Origin of the sequence: Mycobacterium sp. (assembly GCF_008709575.1) — a bacterium.
GTDB lineage: Bacteria > Actinomycetota > Actinomycetes > Mycobacteriales > Mycobacteriaceae > Mycobacterium.
In genome coordinates this window covers 1-18,286 of the sequence record NZ_VYIK01000020.1, presented here as the reverse complement: position 1 = coordinate 18,286, position 18,286 = coordinate 1, and the positions used below count along the sequence as shown (strand labels likewise).

Genomic DNA, 18,286 nt, shown 5'->3' with positions numbered 1-18,286 from the left:
GTACTGTGCCGCCTGCGCCGCATTGTGCGGCATTGTGGCGGCATTGTGGCGGCATTGTGGCGGCATTGTGGCGGCATTGTGCGACTACCCGCGACTCCCTAACGTCGGCGCCATGACGACACGGGTCTGCGTGGTGGGCAGCGTGAACCTGGACACGGTGTTGGCCGTCGAGGCGTTGCCGCGCCCGGGTGAGACCGTGCTGGCGATGTCGGTCGCCTCGACGCCCGGCGGAAAAGGCGCCAATCAGGCGGTGGCTGCCGCGCGGTCGGGCGCCCGGGTGCAGTTCGTCGGGGCGGTAGGTGACGACGCGCCGGCCGAGCAGCTGCGCGCCTATCTGACTTCGAACGCCGTGGGCACCGACGGTCTGGTGACCCTCACCGGTCCCAGCGGATCCGCCGTCGTGACAGTGGATTCCGACGGCGAAAACATGATTGTCGTCGCGCCGGGCGTGGGCGCGCAGCTGACCTTGGACTCGGCGCGCCTGCGCGGGATCGTCGCCGATTGCGAGGTGTTGTTGCTGCAGTTGGAGATTCCGGTGGCCACGGCGGTGTCGGCCGCCCGGGAGGCCCGCTCGGCCGGGGCGGTCGTCATGGTCAACGCCTCGCCGGCCGGCCGCGCCGTGCCGGAGCTGGCCGAGCTGACCGAGGTGCTGGTCGTCAACGAAACCGAATCCGAACAGTGGACCTGGCCGGTCCCGCACCGGGTGATCACCCGGGGCGCTGCGGGTGCGACCTACATCGGCGCCGGCCGGCAGTGCACGATTGCGGCACCGGCGGTGGAGGTGGTCGACACCGCCGGGGCCGGTGACGTGTTCGCCGGTGTGCTGGCCGCCGGTTGGATCTCCGGCCGCCGGGACGCCCTGCGGCGGGCGTGCGCGGCCGGGGCGCTGGCGACGCTGGTGCCCGGAGCCGGCGACTGCGCGCCGGTGAGCGCGGCCATCGACAAGATGCTGGCCAACCTCGAAGGAGGCTCGTGATGCCGACAGCCCCGCGTCCGCCCGAGGGCGATTGGTTGGGGACTCAATTCCTCACGTTCACCCGGAAGGGCCCGTTCGCGATCCTCACGCTGGACCGTCCGCAGGCACGCAACGCAATGACCCCGGCGATGTACTTCGGGATCCGCTACGCGATCGCGCGGGTCGACGCGGACCCCGACCTGGCCGGGCTGCTGATCACCGGAACCGGCGACGTGTTCACACCGGGCGGCGACCTCGGCGGCGGGCGCAGCGGGTCGCCAGGCGATCCCGGTGACAACTGGATGCCGTGGGGCTCGGCCCTGTCGATGGACATCACCCCGTTCGACGCGCTGCGCACATCGGCCAAGCCGGTGGTGTCGGCGGTCAACGGGCTGTGCCAGGGCGGCGGACTGCAGATCGTGCTGTGCAGCGACGTCGCAGTGGTCAGCGACCGCGCGACGTTTCGGGTTCCGGAGTTGTACCGCGGCATCGCCGACACGTACTACAGCCAGATGCTGGCCCGCATCATCGGGCCCGTCCGCACCCGCGACCTGATGTTCACCGGCCGGACCTTGACCGCCGCCGAGGCCGTCGAGTGGGGCATGGTCGCGCGGATGGTGGCCCACGACGACCTGATGGACATGGCGCGCGACGTGCTGGCGCAGTGTTGCCGCACCGCACCCGGAGCCCGGCGCGTCGTGAAGGCCAGCCTGGACAACTACCTGGGTCTTTACGACCGGATCGGCATGGCGGCCAGCATCGAGGGACCCGAGGCCGTCGAGGGCTTTGTCGCGTTCCGGGAAAGACGTTGTCCTGGCTGGGTACATCCCCAGTTACGGGTGGACGGTCGGCTGTGATGTGCGCCGGCGTCGCCGGTAGGCTGTGCACCGCAAGCGGTTCTGCGTACTCGAAGGAATGCCGATGACCGAGTCGACCGGCGCGCTGCCGGCCGCGCTGCAGCGGGCGCTGGAGTTGCTCACCGATCCGCCGGCCCACCCGGACGCCGGCAAGGGCTACCTGGACCTGCTGGGCAGCGCCGGGGACGCCGCAGTACCGAAGAACACCGGACCGCTGCAGGCGATCTTCCTCTCGCGGGCCGGCGCGACGCTCTACGACTACAACCAGGCCGTGTTGCGCCGGGTGTTCACCACGTGGCTCAATCCCACCGACTGGCTGGCCATCCCGCCCGGCGGAGTCGCACTGGACGTCGGCTGCGGCCCCGGCAGCGTCACCGCCGCCCTGGGCCGGGCCGTCGGCCCCGACGGGCTGGCGCTGGGCGTCGACATCTCCGAGACGATGCTGGCCCGCGCGGTGCGCGCCGCCCCGGGACCGCAGGTCGGTTTCCTGCGGGCCGACGCGCAGCGGCTCCCGCTGCGGGACGCGACGGTGGACGCGGTGGCCTGTGTCGCCGTGCTGCAACTGGTCCCCGACCCGGCTGCGGCGCTGGCGGAGATGGCGCGCGTGTTGCGGCCCGGCGGGCGGCTGGCTGTCATGGTGCCCGTCGCCGCGCGTCGCGCGTGGTGGTCGCGGGCGTTACCGCAAAGCTGGGGCCACGTGTTCGGCGAGGACGAAATCCCCGATGTTCTCAGACATCACGGCCTCAGTGTGCACACCAGGAGTTTCGGCACGTTCCAGTCGGTGCGCGCCGAGCGCGGGTGACGCTGTCAGTCCTCGGGGACCTCGCGGTCGATCTCCTCGAGCCAGGCCCGCGCCGACATGTCCGAGGGTGCGCGCCAGTCCCCGCGCGGCGACAACGAACCCCCGTAGGATACCTTGGGCCCGTTGGGCAATGCCGAACGCTTGAACTGGCTGAACGCATAGAACCGCTGCACGAATACCCCCAACCAGTGCCGGATCTCGCTCAGCGAATACGACGGCCGCTTGTCCTGGGGAAATCCGGGCGGCCAGACACCGCGGTCGGGGTCGCTCCAGGCATGCCAGGCCAAAAACGCGATCTTGGACGGCCGAAACCCGAAGCGCAGCACGTGGAACAGTGAAAAATCTTGCAGCGCATATGGTCCGACCATGGCTTCGCTGCGCTGCAACTCCTCTTCTGCACCGGTGGGCACCAGTTCCGGGGTGATCTCGGTGTCGAGCACCGACTGCAGCGTCGCACACACCTCGTCGTCGAACTGCCCGGACGCAATGACCCAGCGAATCAAATGCTGTATCAGCGTCTTGGGCACGCCGCTGTTGATGTTGTAATGCGACATCTGATCGCCCACACCGTAGGTCGACCAGCCCAGTGCCAGCTCGGACAGATCGCCGGTACCCAGCACGATGCCACCGCGCTGGTTGGCCAGCCGGAACAGGTAGTCGGTGCGCAGACCCGCCTGAACGTTCTCGAAAGTAACGTCGTAGAGGTTTTCCCCGCGGGCGAACGGGTGGCCGAGATTGGCGAGCATCATCTCGGCGCTCTCGCGGATATCGATTTCGGAAAGGGTGACTCCCAGTGCCCGCGACAACCTGACCGCGTTGTTCTTAGTGCGTTCGCTGGTCGCGAATCCGGGCAGCGTGAACGCCAGAATGTCACTGCGCGGCCGATTTTCCCGATCCATCGCCCGTGCGGCGACGATCAGCGCATGCGTCGAGTCCAGTCCGCCGGATACCCCGATGACCACCTTGGGATAGTTCAGCGCGCGCAGCCGCTGTTCAAGGCCGGCAACTTGGATGTTGTAAGCCTCGTAGCAATCCTGTTGCAGCCGAGCCGGATCGGCGGGTACGAACGGGAACCGCTCGACATCGCGCAGCAACCCGATGTCGCCGCTGGGCGGATCCAACAGGAATTCCACCCGCCGGAAGGGCTGCGTGAGCTCGCGGTGGTGACGGCGGTTGTCGTCGAAGGTGCCCATTCGCAGTCGTTCTGAACGCAACAGGTCGAGGTCGACGTCGGCGACGCAGCGACGCTCACCGCGGGGAAACCGCTCGGACTCCGCCAGCAGCCGCCCGTTTTCCCAGATCATCGTCTGGCCGTCCCAGGCCAGGTCGGTGGTCGACTCCCCTTGCCCGGCCGCGGCGTAGACGTAGGCGGCCAGACACCGCGACGACGCCGAGCGGGCCAGCAGGCGGCGATCGTCGGCGCGCCCGATCGTGATCGGGCTACCGGACAGGTTGGCCAGCACCGTCGCGCCCGCCAGGGCCGCCTGCGCGCTGGGCGGTATCGGTACAAACATGTCCTCGCAGATCTCGACGTGCAGCACGAAACCCGGCACGTCGGATGCGGCGAACAGCAGATCGGGGCCGAACGGTGCCGCGATGTCGCCGATGCGGATCGTGCCGTGCTCGTCGTCGCCCGCCGCCAGCTGACGGTGCTCGTAAAACTCCCGGTAGGTCGGAAGATAGGACTTGGGAACCACTCCCAGCACCGCCCCGCGGTGCATGACCACGGCGGTGTTGTAGATGCGGTGCCGGTGACGCAGCGGAGCCCCGACCACCAACACCGGCAGCAGGTCGGCGGACGCCACCACGACGGCGAGCAGCGCCTCCGCGACGGCGTCCAGCAGCACGTCCTGCAGCAGGATGTCCTCGATCGAGTAGCCCGACAATGTCAGTTCGGGGAACACCGCCAGCGCCACGCCGTCGTCGTGACACTCCCGGGCCAGCCGCAGCACCGCATCGGCATTGCCGGCCGGGTCGGCGAGCGCCGTGTGATGCGTGCATGCGGCGACGCGGACGAAGCCCTGGCTGTAGGCGTTGTAGAAGTCCATCCTCTGCTCATTGTCGCCTGGCCCGTGTCCACGAGCGACACCGACCGCCTGATCTCACCTGCGAGCGTGCGCAGACTACGCTGCCGTATCGGCGTGTCGGTCGGCGACACGCACGCTCGCGGGCCGGCGGGGCCCCGCGCGTGGCGGATGCCCTCGGATACGCTCGGGAGGTGACGCCACCCGGATTTCGTAGGCTGGCCGCTACGCTGGCCGGGCGGCGCATCGCCGTGTTGACCGGCGCCGGGATCTCCACCGACTCGGGCATTCCCGACTATCGCGGGCCCGACTCGCCGCCGAGCAATCCGATGACGATTCGCCAATTCACCGGCGATCCGGCGTTTCGGCAGCGCTATTGGGCCCGCAACCACCTCGGTTGGCGACGCATGGCCGACACCCGGCCCAATGCCGGGCATCGGGCGCTGGCCAGGCTGGAACGGGCCGGGCTGGTGATCGGTGTTATCACCCAGAACGTCGACCTGCTGCACACCAAGGCCGGCAGCGCCACCGTGATCGACCTGCACGGCACCTACGCTCAGGTGATCTGCCTGGACTGCGGGCTGACCATGTCGCGGGCCGCGCTGGCCGACCGGCTGGAGGCACTCAACCCGGGATTCATCGAGCGGGCCGAGGCCGCCGGCGAACTCGCGGTGGCTCCCGACGCCGACGCCGTCGTCGCCGACACCGCCGCGTTCCGCTACCTGGACTGCCCCTGCTGCGCAGGCATGCTCAAGCCCGACATCGTCTATTTCGGCGAGAGTGTGCCCAAAGACCGTCTCGACCAGGCATACTCACTGGTCGACGAGGCGGAGGCGTTGCTGGTCGCGGGTTCGTCGCTGGCGGTGTTCTCCGGGTACCGGTTCGTGCGCCACGCCGCCGCACGCGGCATTCCGGTCGCTATCGTCAACCGCGGGCCGACGCGCGGCGACGACCTGGCCACGGTCAAGGTCGACGGCGGTTGCTCGCAGCTGCTGACCCTGCTGGCCGACGAACTCTGCGACACCGCACAGCCGGTCAGAGGGTGACCAAGTCGTCGGCGTGCACCGCGGGCCGGCGCAGTTCGGCAGGCAACTCCGCGCTCGACCGGCCCAGCATCGTGGCCAGTTCAGCCGCATCGTAGGCGACCACGCCGCGGGCCACGACCGACGCATCCGGACCGCACAGGTCAACGACGTCGCCGCCGTGAAACCCGCCCGACACCGCAGTGATGCCCGCAGCCAGTAGAGAGCGGCGCTGGCCCACCACGGCCCGCACCGCGCCCTCGTCCAGGGTCAGCGAGCCCGCGGATTCCGCGGCGTACCGCACCCAGAACCGGCGCGCCGACATCCTTTCGGGCCGGGCAGCGAACACCGTACCCACCGAGGCATCGGCCAACGCGGTCGCGGCGTCGCCGGCCGCGGCCAGCAACACCGGCACCCCGGCATCAGCGGCCAGCAGGGCCGCGGACACCTTGGACGCCATGCCGCCGGTGCCCAGGTGGCTGCCCGGCCCGGCCACCACCCCGTCGAGGTCGGCACGCCCACCCACTTCGGGGATGAACCTGGCCCGCCCCTTGCGCGGGTCGGAATCATAGAGCCCGTCGATGTCGGAGAGCAGCACCAGCGCCTCGGCGCCGACCAGGTGTGCCACCAACGCCGAGAGCCGGTCGTTGTCGCCGAAGCGGATCTCGTTGGTGGCCACCGTGTCGTTCTCGTTGACGATCGCCACCGCGTGCAGTGCCCGCAGCCGGTCGAGGGTGCGCTGGGCGTTGGTGTGCTGCACGCGCATCGAAATGTCGTGGGCGGAGAGCAACACCTGCCCGACTGTGCGTCGATAGCGGCCGAACGCCGCACTCCAGGAGTTCACCAGGGCAACCTGCCCGACACTGGCCGCTGCCTGTTTGGTCGCGAGATCAGTTGGCCGCCGCGATAATCCCAGCGGCTCGAGCCCGGCGGCGATGGCTCCAGACGATACGATCACCACGTCGGAGCCCGCCTTCATCCTGGCCTCGATCGCCTCGGCGAGGTCGGCCAGCCGCGCGGCGTCGAACATCCCGGTCGGGGTGGTCAACGCCGTGCTGCCGACTTTGACCACGAGACTGCGTGCAGTGCGGATCGCTTTCCGGTGAGCGCTGGTCATCAGCCCTCACCGTGCTCGCGGCGTCGCCGGCGGGCAGCCTTGCGTTCGGCGGCACTGATACGCTCCGGGCGATCCAGCCGGGCGTCGGTACCGCGACGTGACAGTGGATGGTCGACTCCGGACGGCGTTTGGGGCTCCCAGTCGAACGTGACGTCGCCGATCGCGACCGCGCACCCCGGTTGCGCGCCCAGCCGAAGCAACTCGTCTTCGACACCCAGCCGCGCCAGCCGATCGCCGAGGTAGCCGACCGCCTCGTCGTTGTCGAAGTTGGTCTGCGCGATCCAGCGTTCCGGGCGCTCGCCGCGCACCACGAACCCACCCTCGCCGTCCGGCTCCACCGTGAAACCGGACTCGTCGACCGGAATCGGCCGGATCACCGGACGTCGCGGCACCGGCGCGGGTCGGGCGGCATGGTAGTCGGCGATCATGTCGGCCAACGCGAACACCAACGGCTGCAAGCCGATATGCGCGACTGTCGACACGCAGAACACGGGCCAGCCGCGCCCGGCGACGTCCGCGCGAACGAACTCGGCCAGCTCGCGGGCCTCGGGAACGTCGATCTTGTTGAGAACCACCGCCCGCGGCCGCTCGGCGAGATCGCCCAGCATCGCATCCCCTTGCAAGGTGGGCGTGTAGGCGGCCAATTCGGCTTCCAGCGCCTCGATGTCGGAGACGGGGTCGCGCCCCGGCTCGGCGGTAGCGCAGTCGACGACGTGGACCAACACCGCGCACCGCTCGATGTGGCGCAGAAAGTCCAGGCCCAGTCCGCGGCCCCGCGACGCGCCCGGAATCAGACCCGGCACGTCGGCGACGGTGAAGGTGCGCTCGCCGGCCGCCACCACTCCCAGATGGGGCACCAGCGTGGTGAACGGGTAGTCGGCAATCTTGGGCTTGGCCGCTGAAATCGCCGACACCAGCGAGGACTTGCCGGCCGAGGGAAAGCCGACCAGACCGACGTCGGCGACCGTCTTGAGTTCCAGGGTGAGCTCACGGACCTGTCCCTGCTCGCCGAGCAGCGCGAAACCGGGGGCTTTGCGGGCCCGCGACGCCAGCGCCGCGTTCCCCAGTCCCCCGCGGCCGCCGACGGCGGCCTCGAATCGGGTGCCCGCGCCCACCAGGTCAGCCAGTATCCGGCCCCGCTCGTCGAGGACGACGGTACCGTCGGGAACCTTGACCTCCAGGTCGGCGCCGGCGGCGCCGTTGCGGTTGCCGCCCATGCCCGGCCTGCCCGACGCCGCGACGATGTGCGGGCGGAAGTGGAAGTCGAGCAGCGTGTGGACCTGCGGGTCGACGACCAGCACGACACTGCCGCCGCGGCCGCCGTTGCCGCCGTCGGGACCGCCGAGCGGCTTGAATTTCTCGCGATGAACCGACGCGCAGCCGTTACCGCCGGAGCCGGCCCGCACGTGGATCACGACGCGATCGACAAACCGAGGCATCGGAGGTCCTCTTACTCCAGTGTGTCGCTGTTGCGAGATGTGCCCCGAATTCTCGCAGCAGTTTCACTCTTGCTGCGCTCAGTCGGCAGTCTGCCCGGCCGGGACGACGTTGACGGTCTTGCGCCCCCGCTTGGCGGCGAACTGCACGGACCCGGCCGCCTTGGCGAACAACGTGTCGTCGCCGCCGCGGCCGACGTTGAGGCCGGGGTGGAAGTGCGTGCCGCGCTGGCGGACCAGGATCTCTCCGGCCTTGACGATCTGTCCGCCGAACCGCTTCACGCCCAGCCGCTGGGCATTGGAGTCGCGGCCGTTACGGGAGCTGGAAGCGCCCTTCTTGTGAGCCATTGTCGTGTCGCCTTTGCTACTTGATGCCCGTCACCTTCAGGACCGTCAGCCGCTGACGGTGTCCCTGGCGCTTGTGGTAACCGGTCTTGTTCTTGAACTTGTGGATTCGGATCTTGGGTCCCTTGGTGTGCTCGAGAACCTCGCCGGTCACCGCAACCTTGCCCAGCGACTGGGCGTCGGTGGTGACGTTGGCGCCGTCGACGACCAGCGCGACGGGCAGCGACACCTCGGCGCCCGGCTCGACGTCGAGCTTCTCGACCTTGACGACGTCCCCGACCGCGACCTTGTACTGCTTGCCTCCGGTCTTGACGATTGCGTAGGTCGCCATCGTTACGTCTACCTCGTTTTCTTCGGTTCCTTCGGGCGTGCGGCATCGCGGCGGAGCGCACGGTGGTTCGGGAGGGCCGAGCACGGGCCCGGATCAGCGCGGGCGTGCCGGGCGACAACTGGTCCAGGGTACGTGACCAGCGGCTACGCGGTCAAACCGGGCCATCAGTCCGCACGGATCGGCGGACCCGCCGGTCGCGCCGCGGTACGACGCGGCCGCGGCCGCTCCGGGATCACCGACGCCGCGGGGACACCCTCGGGTGCGGGGGAGTCTTTGGGTGCGTGGGATTCGTCGGCATCATCGGGCTCGTCGGGCTCGTCGGGCTCGACGTCAAGATCGTCGTCGAGGTCCAGGTCCCCGTCGTCGAGGTCCGCTTCGTCGCCGAGGTCCTCCTCATCGTCGAGGTCGTCGTCGTTGTCGACGTCGTTGTCGACCTCATCGGCGTCCTCGAAGTCGTCGTCCAGGTCCTCCGCGGTGGCATCGGAGCCAACGTGCACTTCGAAGCGCTCGCCGGTAGCGCCGAAATCCTGCGTTGCGACCGCCGCTTGCGGGTCTGCCGTGCTCTCATCGTCGCCGGGGCGGCCGTTGGCGGCGGCCATCGCCTTGAACATCGGATGCTCGCCCGGCGCGTGCGCGGGCAACTTCATGACCAGCGACTCGTCGTCGCGGCTCTTCTTCGAGCGCCGGTTTCGCCGGCTTTCGGACTTACGCCCGTTGGACGATGCCGAGTCGACGGGGTCGGCGTGCAGCATGACACCACGACCGCTGCAGTGCGGGCAGGTCGTCGAGAACGCCTCGAGCAGCCCCGTGCCCAACCGCTTGCGGGTGAGCTGGACCAGCCCCAACGAGGTTACTTCGGACACCTGGTGACGCGTGCGGTCGCGGGCCAGCGCTTCGGTGAGCCGGCGCAGCACCAGATCACGATTGGACTCCAGCACCATGTCGATGAAGTCGATGACGACGATCCCGCCGATGTCGCGCAACCGCAGCTGGCGCACGATCTCCTCGGCCGCTTCCAGGTTGTTCTTGGTGACGGTCTGCTCGAGGTTGCCGCCCGATCCAGTGAACTTCCCGGTATTGACGTCGATCACCGTCATCGCCTCGGTGCGGTCGATGACCAGGGTGCCGCCGGAGGGCAGCCAGACCTTGCGGTCCATCGCTTTGGCCAGCTGCTCGTCGATGCGGTGCACCGCGAAAACGTCCGGTCCGCCGTTGGCGTCGGCCTCGTATTTGGTGAGCTTGGAAACAAGCTCGGGAGCAACCGAATTCACGTAAGCGGTGATCGTTTCCCACGCTTGGTCGCCGGAGACGATCAGCTGGGAGAAGTCCTCGTTGAACAGGTCCCGGATGACCTTGACCAGCACGTCGGGTTCTTCGTAGAGAGCGACCGCGGCACCGGCGGCTTTCTCTTTGATCTCGGCGGCTTGCGCCTCGATCTGCGCCCACCGGTTCTGCAGCCGGTTCACATCGGCGCGGATGTCCTCCTCTTTGACGCCCTCGGACGCGGTGCGGACGATCACCCCGGCATCGGGCGGCACGACCTCGCGCAGGATCTCCTTGAGCCGCTGGCGTTCGGTGTCGGGCAGCTTGCGGCTGATCCCGGTCGACGACGCGCCCGGCACGTACACCAGGTAGCGACCGGCCAGCGACACCTGGGTGGTCAGCCGGGCACCCTTGTGCCCGACCGGGTCCTTGCTGACCTGCACGACCACGTAGTCGCCGGGTTGAAGTGCCTGCTCGATCTTGCGGTTGGCGCCACCCAGCCCGGCGGCCTCCCAGTTCACTTCACCGGCGTAGAGCACGCCATTGCGGCCGCGACCGATGTCGACGAACGCCGCCTCCATCGACGGCAGGACGTTTTGCACGATGCCCAGGTAAATGTTGCCCACCAGCGATGCGGAGGTCGCCGACGTGACGAAATGCTCCACCACGATGCCGTCTTCGAGCACGGCGATCTGGGTGTAACGGTCGCCTTGGTGTGGGGGCTCGGTGCGGATCTTGTCGCGCACGACCATGACCCGCTCGACTGACTCGCGGCGGGCCAGGAACTCGGCCTCGGTCAGCACCGGCGGGCGCCGTCGGCCGGCGTCGCGTCCGTCGCGGCGCCGCTGCCGCTTGGCTTCCAACCGTGTCGAGCCGTCGATCCCCTGGATCTCGGCGTTGCCCGGGTCGCCTTCGGCGGTGTCGGACTTCTCGACGGTGCGCGGTGTCCGCTCGTGCACCACGGTGTTGGGCGGATCGTCGGGTGAGGGGACGTCGTCCGCGTCGTCGCCGGAGCCGGCCTTACGGCGACGGCGGCGACGACGGCGCCGGCTGACGGTCTCCGGCGATCCGCCGTCGCCGGTGTCGCTGTCGTCGGAATCACCCGAGGCGACGTCCTCGGCGTCGACCGGATCGAGCTGATCGGCCTCGTCGCCGCCGTCGCCGGGTTGACTCGACCCGCTCTGGTCACCACGCCCGCGGCCGCGGCCGCGCCGGCCCCGGCGCCGACGCCGTCCGGCCGGGCGGTCGAACTGCTCGCCGAGCTCGGCCTCGTCGTCGATGTCGTCGTCAATGCCGTCGTCAATACCGTCGTCAATGTCGCCGTCGTCAATGTCGTCGTCGGTGTCGACCGGCTTCGGCGCGACGAACAGCGGCATGTATTGGGGCCGGTCGACAGAGGTCTCCAGCATCAGCCGGGACTCGGGTTCGGCTGCGTCGGCGGCGGCAGGGACCTCGGCGAGCACCGGGGCGTCATCACCCGGCGCATCGGCCAGCAGGTCGCGCACCCGCGCCGCGTCGGAGCGATCCACACTGGAGTGCGCGCTGCGGATCCTGCCGTCGAGTTCGGCCAGCGCATCGAGGACCCGCCTGCTGGTCGTGCCCAGCGCGCGAGCCAGCGAATGGACCCTCAGCCGGTCGGGCAGGTCCTCGTGCTGGGACTGGTTATCTGGACGATCTGAAGATTTCCCACCGTCTATCACTATTCTCCTCAAGCCCCCGGGCGCGTCGTGTTGATGCGGCCACGCGAGGGCTTCGCTATGTGCCCGGGTCGCTTCTCCCGGGCTTGTCATGGTCTCGCCCCGAGGGACCCGGATCGAACCCACTCGGTGCAGGGTCTGAATGATGGCCGGACAATCTGCGCCGCATCGCGGTAGTCGCGCTTGTCTTAAGTCTTCATTCGGGCGTCGGACGCCGGTCCGGCGACGTTCACCTACTAGCCAGTATCCCATAACGGCGCCACAGCGGTACCCTCCCGCTGCCGGCGAGGACCGGACCCGTCGTGCCGGCGCGTCTCAGCCGCGGGAGAACCACAGCGCGATCTCCCGCTCGGCCGATTCGGCCGAGTCGGACCCATGGACCAGGTTGAACTGGGTCTCCAGTCCGAAGTCGCCGCGGATGCTGCCCGGCGCGGCTGCCCCGACCGGGTCGGTACCACCGGCGAGCTGCCGCACGGCTGCCACCGCTCGCGGTCCCTCCACGACCGCGGCCACCACCGGCCCCGAGGTGATGAATCGCAGCAAGGAAGCGAAAAACGGCTTATCGGCATGCTCGGCGTAGTGGCTGCGGGCCAGCTCGTCGCCGACGTTGCGCAGCTCCAGCGCCGCGAAGCTGAGTCCTTTGCGTTCGACGCGGCGCAGGATCTCACCGACCAGACGGCGCTGCACGCCGTCGGGCTTGATCAACAGCAAGGTCCGCTCGGTCTGCACGCGCCGCTCCTCCTCATCGCTTCGCTCTGCATCGTCGCCGGCGGTCAGCGTACCGGCCCGTCAGTCCGGCGGCTGCTGCTGGCCCGGCAACAGGCCACGGCGTTGCCGGCGCGTGACTTCGGCGCGCAGATAGGCGATCAGCGCCCAGACCCCGGCGAACAACACCCCGATGAAGCCGATCCCCGGATACAGCAGGAACCCCGCGATCGGCGCCAGCTGTACCGCCAGGTCCACCCAGATGGCCCACGACCGACCCTGCAGCCCGGCAAGCAACACCAGCACCGCGGCCAACCCGATCAGATATCCCAGCGCGGTCGCCGTCAGCCCACCGCCGACCGCGCCGACCACCGGCAGCGCCAGCAGCACCACGATCGCCTCCAGGATCAAGGTGCCGGCCATCACGCCACGCAAACTGCGCCACGGGTCAGGCGCCGGAGGCCGCTCCGTCATGCCGGATCGCGCCCGAACACGGTGCGAGCGGCCCCGGCGGTGACGACCGAACCGGTGACGACGATCCCGGCGCCGGCCAACGCCGTGACGCTCCCCTCGGCCTGCCCTTCCGCGCCGGCGTCGCCGACCAGCGCGGTTGCGGTGTCGATAGCCTCGCGGAGGTTGTCGGCGGTGAGCACCCGATCGGGCCCGAACCGCTGCTCGGCCGCCGCCGCCAGCGACGCGACGTCGAGGGCTCGCGGCGAGCCGTTATGGGTGACCACGATCCGATCGAGCACCGGCTCCAGCGCGTCGAGGATGCCACCGACGTCCTTGTCGGACAGCACACTGACCACCCCGACCAGCCGGTGGAACGCGAACTCCTCGGCCAGCGTCCGCGCCAGTGCGCGGGCCCCGGCCGGATTGTGGGCAGCGTCGATGAAAACGGCCGGGGCACTGCGCATGCGCTCCAACCGGCCGGGGCTGCTGACCGCGGCGAAGCCGGCGCGCACCGCGTCGACGTCGAGCTGACGCCGGGCGCCGGCACCGAAGAACGCCTCGACCGCCGCCAGCGCCAGCACCGCGTTATGGGCCTGGTGCTCACCGTGCAGCGGCAGGTAAATGTCGTGGTAAATCCCGCCCAGGCCGCGCAGCTGCAGCATCTGCCCGCCGACGGCGACCTGACGATCCAACACTGCGAACTCCGAATCTTCCCGGGCCACCGCCGCATCGGCGCGCACGGCTTGCGCCAGCAGCACCTCCATGGCCTCAGGCTCCTGGCGGGCGATGACGGCCACGGTATCCACCGGGCCCGCGGCCTTGGTGATGATGCCGGCCTTCTCGCCGGCGATCCCGACGATGTCGGCGCCGAGGTACTCGACGTGGTCGATGCCGATCGGGGTGATGACGGCGACCGGCGCGTTGACCACGTTGGTGGCGTCCCACCGGCCACCTAGACCCACCTCGATCACGCCGACATCGATCGGCGCGTCGGCGAACGCCGCGAACGCCATCCCGGTGAGGACTTCGAACTTGCTCATTGCCGGGCCGCCCACCGACTGCGACTGCGCGTCGACCAGCTGCACGAACGGCTCGATTTCCCGGTAGGTCGCCACGTAGGCCGCCGGGCTGATCGGCTTGCCGTCGATGGCGATCCGCTCGACCGCCGACTGCAGGTGCGGGCTGGTGGTGCGGCCGGTGCGCCGGTGGAACGCGGTGAGCAGCGCGTCGACCATCCGTGCCACCGAGGTTTTGCCGTTGGTGCCGGCGATGTGAATCGACGGGTAGGCACGCTGCGGTGAGCCCAGCATATCCAGCAGCGCGGTGATGCGGTCCAGGCTCGGCTCGATGCGGGTTTCGGGCCAGCGCTGATCGAGGAGATGCTCCACTTGTAACAGCGCCGCGATCTCGTCGGGCGTGGGAGCCGGGTCCGCTGCGTTCACATCGCGGCCAGGCGACTGGTGATGCGGTCCACTTCCTCGCGAGCGACCCGCTGGCGGCGGCGGATTTTCTCGACCTCCTCCGCGGGTGCCTTGGCCAGGAAGCCGGCATTGTCGAGTTTGGCCGTGGTACGCGCCAATTCCTTGTGCGCACCCGCCAAGTCCTTCTCCAGGCGGCGCCGTTCCGCGACGACGTCGACGCTGCCCGAGGTGTCCAGTTCGACGGCGACGATCCCGCTGTCGAGCCGCACCTCCACTGCCGCCGACGGGCTGAAATCGGCCCCCGGCGCGGTCAGCCAGGCCAGCGACGTCACCGCAGCGACCTGGCTGTTCAAATCGGCCTCGGCGATGCCGATCAGTCGGGCGGGAACCTTCTGCCGATCGGCCAGACCCTGGTCGCTGCGGAACCGCCTGATCTCGGTCACCAGCTTTTGCATATCGGTGACCCGTCGCCGGACAGCCTGGTCGAGGACGATTCCGGACGACGTCGGCCAATCGGCGATCACCAGCGACTCGCGCCGGGTCAAGGCCCGCCACAACACCTCGGTGATGAACGGGATCACCGGATGCAGCAAGCGCAGCAAGGTGTCGAGCACCGCGGCCAACACCGCCGTGGTGTGCGAAAGCCCTTCGCCCAGCTGGGTCTTGGACACTTCGACATACCAGTCGCAGAATTCGTCCCAGGTGAAGTGATAGAGGGCCTCGCAGGCCCGGCTGAACTCGTAGCCATCGAACGACGAATCGACCTCGGCGCGAACCTCTTCCAGTCGTCCCAGAATCCACCGGTCGGCATCGGTGAGCTCGTGTAGCGGCGGCAGCGGCGCCGGCGCCGCACCGTTGAGCAACGCGTACCGGGTGGCGTTGAACAGTTTAGTGGTGAAGTTGCGCGACGCCCGGACATGATCCTCCCCGATGGACAGGTCACCGCCGGGGCTGGCGCCACGGGCCAGGGTGAACCTCAGCGCGTCGGCCCCGAACTTCTCCACCCAGTCCAGCGGGTCGACTCCATTGCCACGCGACTTGCTCATCTTGCGGCCGAATTCGTCGCGGATCAGCCCGTGCAAGAACACGTCTTTGAACGGAACCTGCGGCCCGCGCCGACCATCCAGGGTGATGGCGTCGTCGTCTCCGACGAAGGTACCGAACATCATCATCCGGGCCACCCAGAAGAACAAAATGTCGTATCCGGTAACCAAAACGCTGGTGGGATAGAACTTCTCCAGCTCTGGTGTGTGATCAGGCCAGCCGAGGGTGGAAAAAGGCCACAGCGCCGAGGAAAACCAGGTGTCCAACACGTCGGGATCCTGTTCCCAGCCTTCAGGCGGGATCTCGTCCGGCCCGACACAGACGGTCTCGCCATTGGGGCCGTGCCAGATCGGTATGCGGTGTCCCCACCACAGTTGCCGGGATATGCACCAATCGTGCATGTCGTCGACCCAGCCGTACCAGCGGGCCGCAAGACTGGCCGGGTGAATCACCGTGTGCCCGTTTCGAACCGCGTCTCCCGCGGCTTTGGCCAGTGATTCCACCCTGACCCACCATTGCAACGACAGCCGGGGTTCGATCGGCTCCCCGGTACGCTCGGAATGACCGACGCTGTGCAGGTAGGGTCGCTTCTCCTCGACAATGCGGCCCTGGGCGGCCAGCGCCTCGCGCACTGCAACGCGGGCCTCGAAACGATCCAGGCCGTCGAATTGTGTTCCGGTTCCGGTGATCCTGCCCTTGGTGTCCATGATCGTCAGCATCGGCAATTGATGACGCAAGCCGATCTCGAAGTCGTTGGGATCGTGTGCAGGGGTGACTTTGACTGCGCCGGTTCCGAATTCAGGGTCGACATGCTCGTCCGCGACGACGATAAGGTCGCGGTCGACAAACGGGTGCGGCAATGTTGTGCCGACCAGGTCGCGGTAACGCTCGTCGTCGGGATGCACCGCGATCGCGGTATCGCCGAGCATCGTCTCGACCCGGGTGGTGGCAACCACGATGTGCGGCCCCGAATCGTCGAGCGCGCCGTAGCGGAAGGACACCAATTCGCCTTCGACGTCTTCGTATCTGACCTCCAGGTCCGAGATCGCCGTCTGCAACTCGGGCGACCAGTTGACCAGCCGCTCGGCCCGGTAGATCAATCCGGCGTCGTAGAGCCTTTTGAACATGGTGCGCACCGCCCGTGACAGGCCCTCGTCCATGGTGAACCGGTCGCGGGTCCAGTCGACTCCGTCGCCGAGTCGGCGCATCTGGGTGCCGATAGCGCCACCGGATGCGCGCTTCCACTCCCAGACCTTCTCGACGAAGCGTTCGCGGCCGCTTTCTTCTTTGGTCTGGCCATCGGCGGCGAGCTGCTTTTCCACCACGATCTGGGTGGCGATCCCGGCATGGTCGGTCCCCGGCAGCCACAACACTTCGTAACCCTGCATCCGCTTGCGTCGCGTCAGCGCGTCCATCAGCGTGTGATCCAGCGCATGGCCCATGTGCAGGCTGCCGGTGACATTGGGCGGCGGCAGCACGATCGAGTACCCGGGTTTGGGGCTGGCCGGATCGGCGGTGAAGTAACCGGCATCCACCCAACACTGGTAGACCGCGCTCTCGACCGCGCCCGGCTCCCAGGTTTTGGGCAACGACTCAACAGCAGGCCTGGCGGTCACCGGACAATTCTAGGAAGTCCCGGAGCTCGCGACGCACAGCGCCCTGATCGCGGCCCGCTTACCTCTTTCCGCCGAACAGTCCACCGAGAATATCCCCGGCCTTGCTGCCCAGCGCATTGCCCAATACGCTGCCCAGCGATTTGTTGCCACTGCCCGACATCTGGTTCACGATGCTGCCGAGTACGTCGTTGAGTGCTCCTGCGGGGGCCTGTTTTTGCTGGCCCAGCTGCTTACCGAGATAAGCCAGCACGATCGGTGCGACGAGCGGCAGCAGCTTCTCGAGCAGTTCGCCGTTGCCGCCCGCCCCGCCGGACAATGCGTTGGCGACCTGGCCGGCGTCGTTGCCGCCGAAGATCTTCGCGATCGCCTCCCGGCCGGCATCGGTGTCGAGCTGGTCCACGTCGACACCGGTGTCCAGCAACCCTGCGGCCGCGTGATCACCGGCGACGGACTCGATCGCCGAGGCCTGCTCGGGATGTCGGGCATTGTGCTGCAGACCGGTCAGCAAGACCGGCACCAGCAGCCCCAGTGCGCTGTTCACCTGGCCTTCGTCGACGCCGAGCTTGGCTGCGATGTCGCCGGCGGGAATTTGAGCGAGAAGATCATCAAGGCTCGGCATGGAGCTGTCCACCTTAGGTTGTCGGGACGGTGTGGATCGATCGGTAACGACACTATGGCTGCCAGCCTAGTCCTCAAATAAGCGTGTCGGCGTCAGCGGGTCGCAGGATTGATTTCGATGTTGTTTTTCAGGTCCGCGGTAGGGCGGTTTTTGGCGGTCGACCGGTGCCATCGGGTGCGTGAGCGGTCCTGGATTGGCCGGATTACCGCTTCTGCGTGAGTTTGTCGGTTGTAGGGGCACGCGAGGGGGCGTGCAGAGGGGGAATTGTCGTGTGCGGGCGTGGGTGGGGCCCGGAGGTCAGTAGCGGGTGCGGGTTTCAGCCGAAGCGAGTGCGTTCAATGGTGTTGTAGGCGCTGAAGAATCGGCCCAGGCTGGGGTGGTAGCCGATGATCCGGACGGTGATAGTGCGGGCACGGCGGATGATCATGGCGGGGATGAGGATGACCTGGGTATAAAAGCGGCGAAACTCCATGGCGATCCAGTCGCGGCGGTCTTCCTTGCGGTGCAGCATCATCGCGAACCAAGACTTGATGTTCCAGGCCAGGGCGGCGATGACCATGTAGGCCCAGTTGGACACCA

Annotated in this window: 15 protein-coding genes and 1 pseudogene; 4 read left to right on the top strand and 12 right to left on the bottom strand. The window is 68.3% G+C overall.

All coding sequences use genetic code 11. The annotated features are described in order from the left end of the window. Positions 1-112: 112 nt before the first annotated feature. The 3 genes from F6Q13_RS06455 (at position 113) to F6Q13_RS06445 (ending at position 2,614) form a co-directional block, all read left to right on the top strand. Positions 113-976, top strand: a complete 864-nt coding sequence (locus F6Q13_RS06455) for a ribokinase (protein ID WP_293054092.1) — start codon at positions 113-115, stop codon at positions 974-976. Next, positions 976-1,812 (top strand): enoyl-CoA hydratase/isomerase family protein, encoded by an 837-nt coding sequence (locus F6Q13_RS06450; protein WP_293054089.1) that lies wholly within the window; start codon positions 976-978, stop codon positions 1,810-1,812. The genes F6Q13_RS06455 and F6Q13_RS06450 overlap by 1 nt, the downstream gene beginning before the upstream one ends. A 64-nt stretch (positions 1,813-1,876) precedes the next feature. Then, positions 1,877-2,614, top strand: a complete 738-nt coding sequence (locus F6Q13_RS06445; protein WP_293054086.1) for a methyltransferase domain-containing protein — start codon at positions 1,877-1,879, stop codon at positions 2,612-2,614. A gap of 5 nt (positions 2,615-2,619) precedes the next feature. Here F6Q13_RS06445 and F6Q13_RS06440 read toward each other — a convergent pair whose 3' ends face one another. Continuing rightward, positions 2,620-4,662 (bottom strand): NAD(+) synthase, encoded by a 2,043-nt coding sequence (locus F6Q13_RS06440; RefSeq protein ID WP_293054083.1) that lies wholly within the window; start codon positions 4,660-4,662, stop codon positions 2,620-2,622. A 170-nt stretch (positions 4,663-4,832) separates the two neighbouring features. On the opposite strand from F6Q13_RS06440, the gene F6Q13_RS06435 reads away from it, so the two are divergent. Beyond that, positions 4,833-5,684 (top strand): NAD-dependent protein deacetylase, encoded by an 852-nt coding sequence (locus F6Q13_RS06435; RefSeq protein WP_293054080.1) that lies wholly within the window; start codon positions 4,833-4,835, stop codon positions 5,682-5,684. Here F6Q13_RS06435 and proB read toward each other — a convergent pair. The 11 genes and pseudogenes from proB to F6Q13_RS06380 form a co-directional block, all read right to left on the bottom strand. Further along, positions 5,674-6,777, bottom strand: a complete 1,104-nt coding sequence (proB, locus tag F6Q13_RS06430; RefSeq protein ID WP_293054077.1) for a glutamate 5-kinase — start codon at positions 6,775-6,777, stop codon at positions 5,674-5,676. The genes F6Q13_RS06435 and proB overlap by 11 nt on opposite strands. Then, positions 6,777-8,216 carry a GTPase ObgE gene (gene obgE, locus F6Q13_RS06425; protein WP_293054074.1) on the bottom strand — a complete coding sequence of 480 codons (1,440 nt, stop codon included), beginning with the start codon at positions 8,214-8,216 and terminating at the stop codon, positions 6,777-6,779. The genes proB and obgE overlap by 1 nt, the downstream gene beginning before the upstream one ends. 78 nt (positions 8,217-8,294) lie before the next feature. Continuing rightward, complete coding sequence (gene rpmA, locus F6Q13_RS06420; RefSeq protein WP_293054071.1) at positions 8,295-8,561, bottom strand: 50S ribosomal protein L27; 267 nt, start codon at positions 8,559-8,561, stop codon at positions 8,295-8,297. Between the two features lie 16 nt (positions 8,562-8,577). Then, complete coding sequence (gene rplU / locus F6Q13_RS06415) at positions 8,578-8,889, bottom strand: 50S ribosomal protein L21 (protein ID WP_293054068.1); 312 nt, start codon at positions 8,887-8,889, stop codon at positions 8,578-8,580. A 164-nt stretch (positions 8,890-9,053) separates the two neighbouring features. Beyond that, the gene (locus F6Q13_RS06410; protein WP_293054065.1) at positions 9,054-11,852 is read right to left on the bottom strand and encodes an Rne/Rng family ribonuclease; all 2,799 of its coding nucleotides are present in this window, start codon (positions 11,850-11,852) and stop codon (positions 9,054-9,056) included. 312 nt (positions 11,853-12,164) lie between these two features. Further along, complete coding sequence (ndk, locus tag F6Q13_RS06405) at positions 12,165-12,578, bottom strand: nucleoside-diphosphate kinase (RefSeq protein WP_293054062.1); 414 nt, start codon at positions 12,576-12,578, stop codon at positions 12,165-12,167. Positions 12,579-12,638: 60 nt separating this feature from the next. Next, a complete protein-coding gene (locus F6Q13_RS06400; protein WP_293054059.1) occupies positions 12,639-13,028 on the bottom strand; it encodes a DUF4233 domain-containing protein in 390 nt (129 codons plus the stop codon). Next, positions 13,025-14,449 carry a folylpolyglutamate synthase/dihydrofolate synthase family protein gene (locus F6Q13_RS06395; protein ID WP_293054056.1) on the bottom strand — a complete coding sequence of 475 codons (1,425 nt, stop codon included), beginning with the start codon at positions 14,447-14,449 and terminating at the stop codon, positions 13,025-13,027. Before F6Q13_RS06395 ends, F6Q13_RS06400 begins: the two co-directional genes overlap by 4 nt. Further along, positions 14,446-17,088 (bottom strand): valine--tRNA ligase, encoded by a 2,643-nt coding sequence (locus F6Q13_RS06390; RefSeq protein ID WP_293054053.1) that lies wholly within the window; start codon positions 17,086-17,088, stop codon positions 14,446-14,448. Before F6Q13_RS06390 ends, F6Q13_RS06395 begins: the two co-directional genes overlap by 4 nt. A 58-nt stretch (positions 17,089-17,146) precedes the next feature. Then, on the bottom strand, positions 17,147-17,707 hold the full coding sequence (locus tag F6Q13_RS06385; RefSeq protein ID WP_293054050.1) for a DUF937 domain-containing protein: 561 nt from the start codon (positions 17,705-17,707) through the stop codon (positions 17,147-17,149). 316 nt (positions 17,708-18,023) lie between these two features. Further along, positions 18,024-18,286: pseudogene (locus F6Q13_RS06380) on the bottom strand (IS1380 family transposase); the annotation flags it as partial.

Coding starts and splice junctions, on each gene's coding strand:
- F6Q13_RS06455 (WP_293054092.1), top strand. CDS start 113: ATGACGACACGGGTCTGCGTGGTGGGCAGCGTGAACCTGGACACGGTG.
- F6Q13_RS06450 (WP_293054089.1), top strand. CDS start 976: ATGCCGACAGCCCCGCGTCCGCCCGAGGGCGATTGGTTGGGGACTCAA.
- F6Q13_RS06445 (WP_293054086.1), top strand. CDS start 1,877: ATGACCGAGTCGACCGGCGCGCTGCCGGCCGCGCTGCAGCGGGCGCTG.
- F6Q13_RS06440 (WP_293054083.1), bottom strand. CDS start 4,662: ATGGACTTCTACAACGCCTACAGCCAGGGCTTCGTCCGCGTCGCCGCA.
- proB (WP_293054077.1), bottom strand. CDS start 6,777: ATGACCAGCGCTCACCGGAAAGCGATCCGCACTGCACGCAGTCTCGTG.
- obgE (WP_293054074.1), bottom strand. CDS start 8,216: ATGCCTCGGTTTGTCGATCGCGTCGTGATCCACGTGCGGGCCGGCTCC.
- rpmA (WP_293054071.1), bottom strand. CDS start 8,561: ATGGCTCACAAGAAGGGCGCTTCCAGCTCCCGTAACGGCCGCGACTCC.
- rplU (WP_293054068.1), bottom strand. CDS start 8,889: ATGGCGACCTACGCAATCGTCAAGACCGGAGGCAAGCAGTACAAGGTC.
- F6Q13_RS06400 (WP_293054059.1), bottom strand. CDS start 13,028: ATGACGGAGCGGCCTCCGGCGCCTGACCCGTGGCGCAGTTTGCGTGGC.
- F6Q13_RS06385 (WP_293054050.1), bottom strand. CDS start 17,707: ATGCCGAGCCTTGATGATCTTCTCGCTCAAATTCCCGCCGGCGACATC.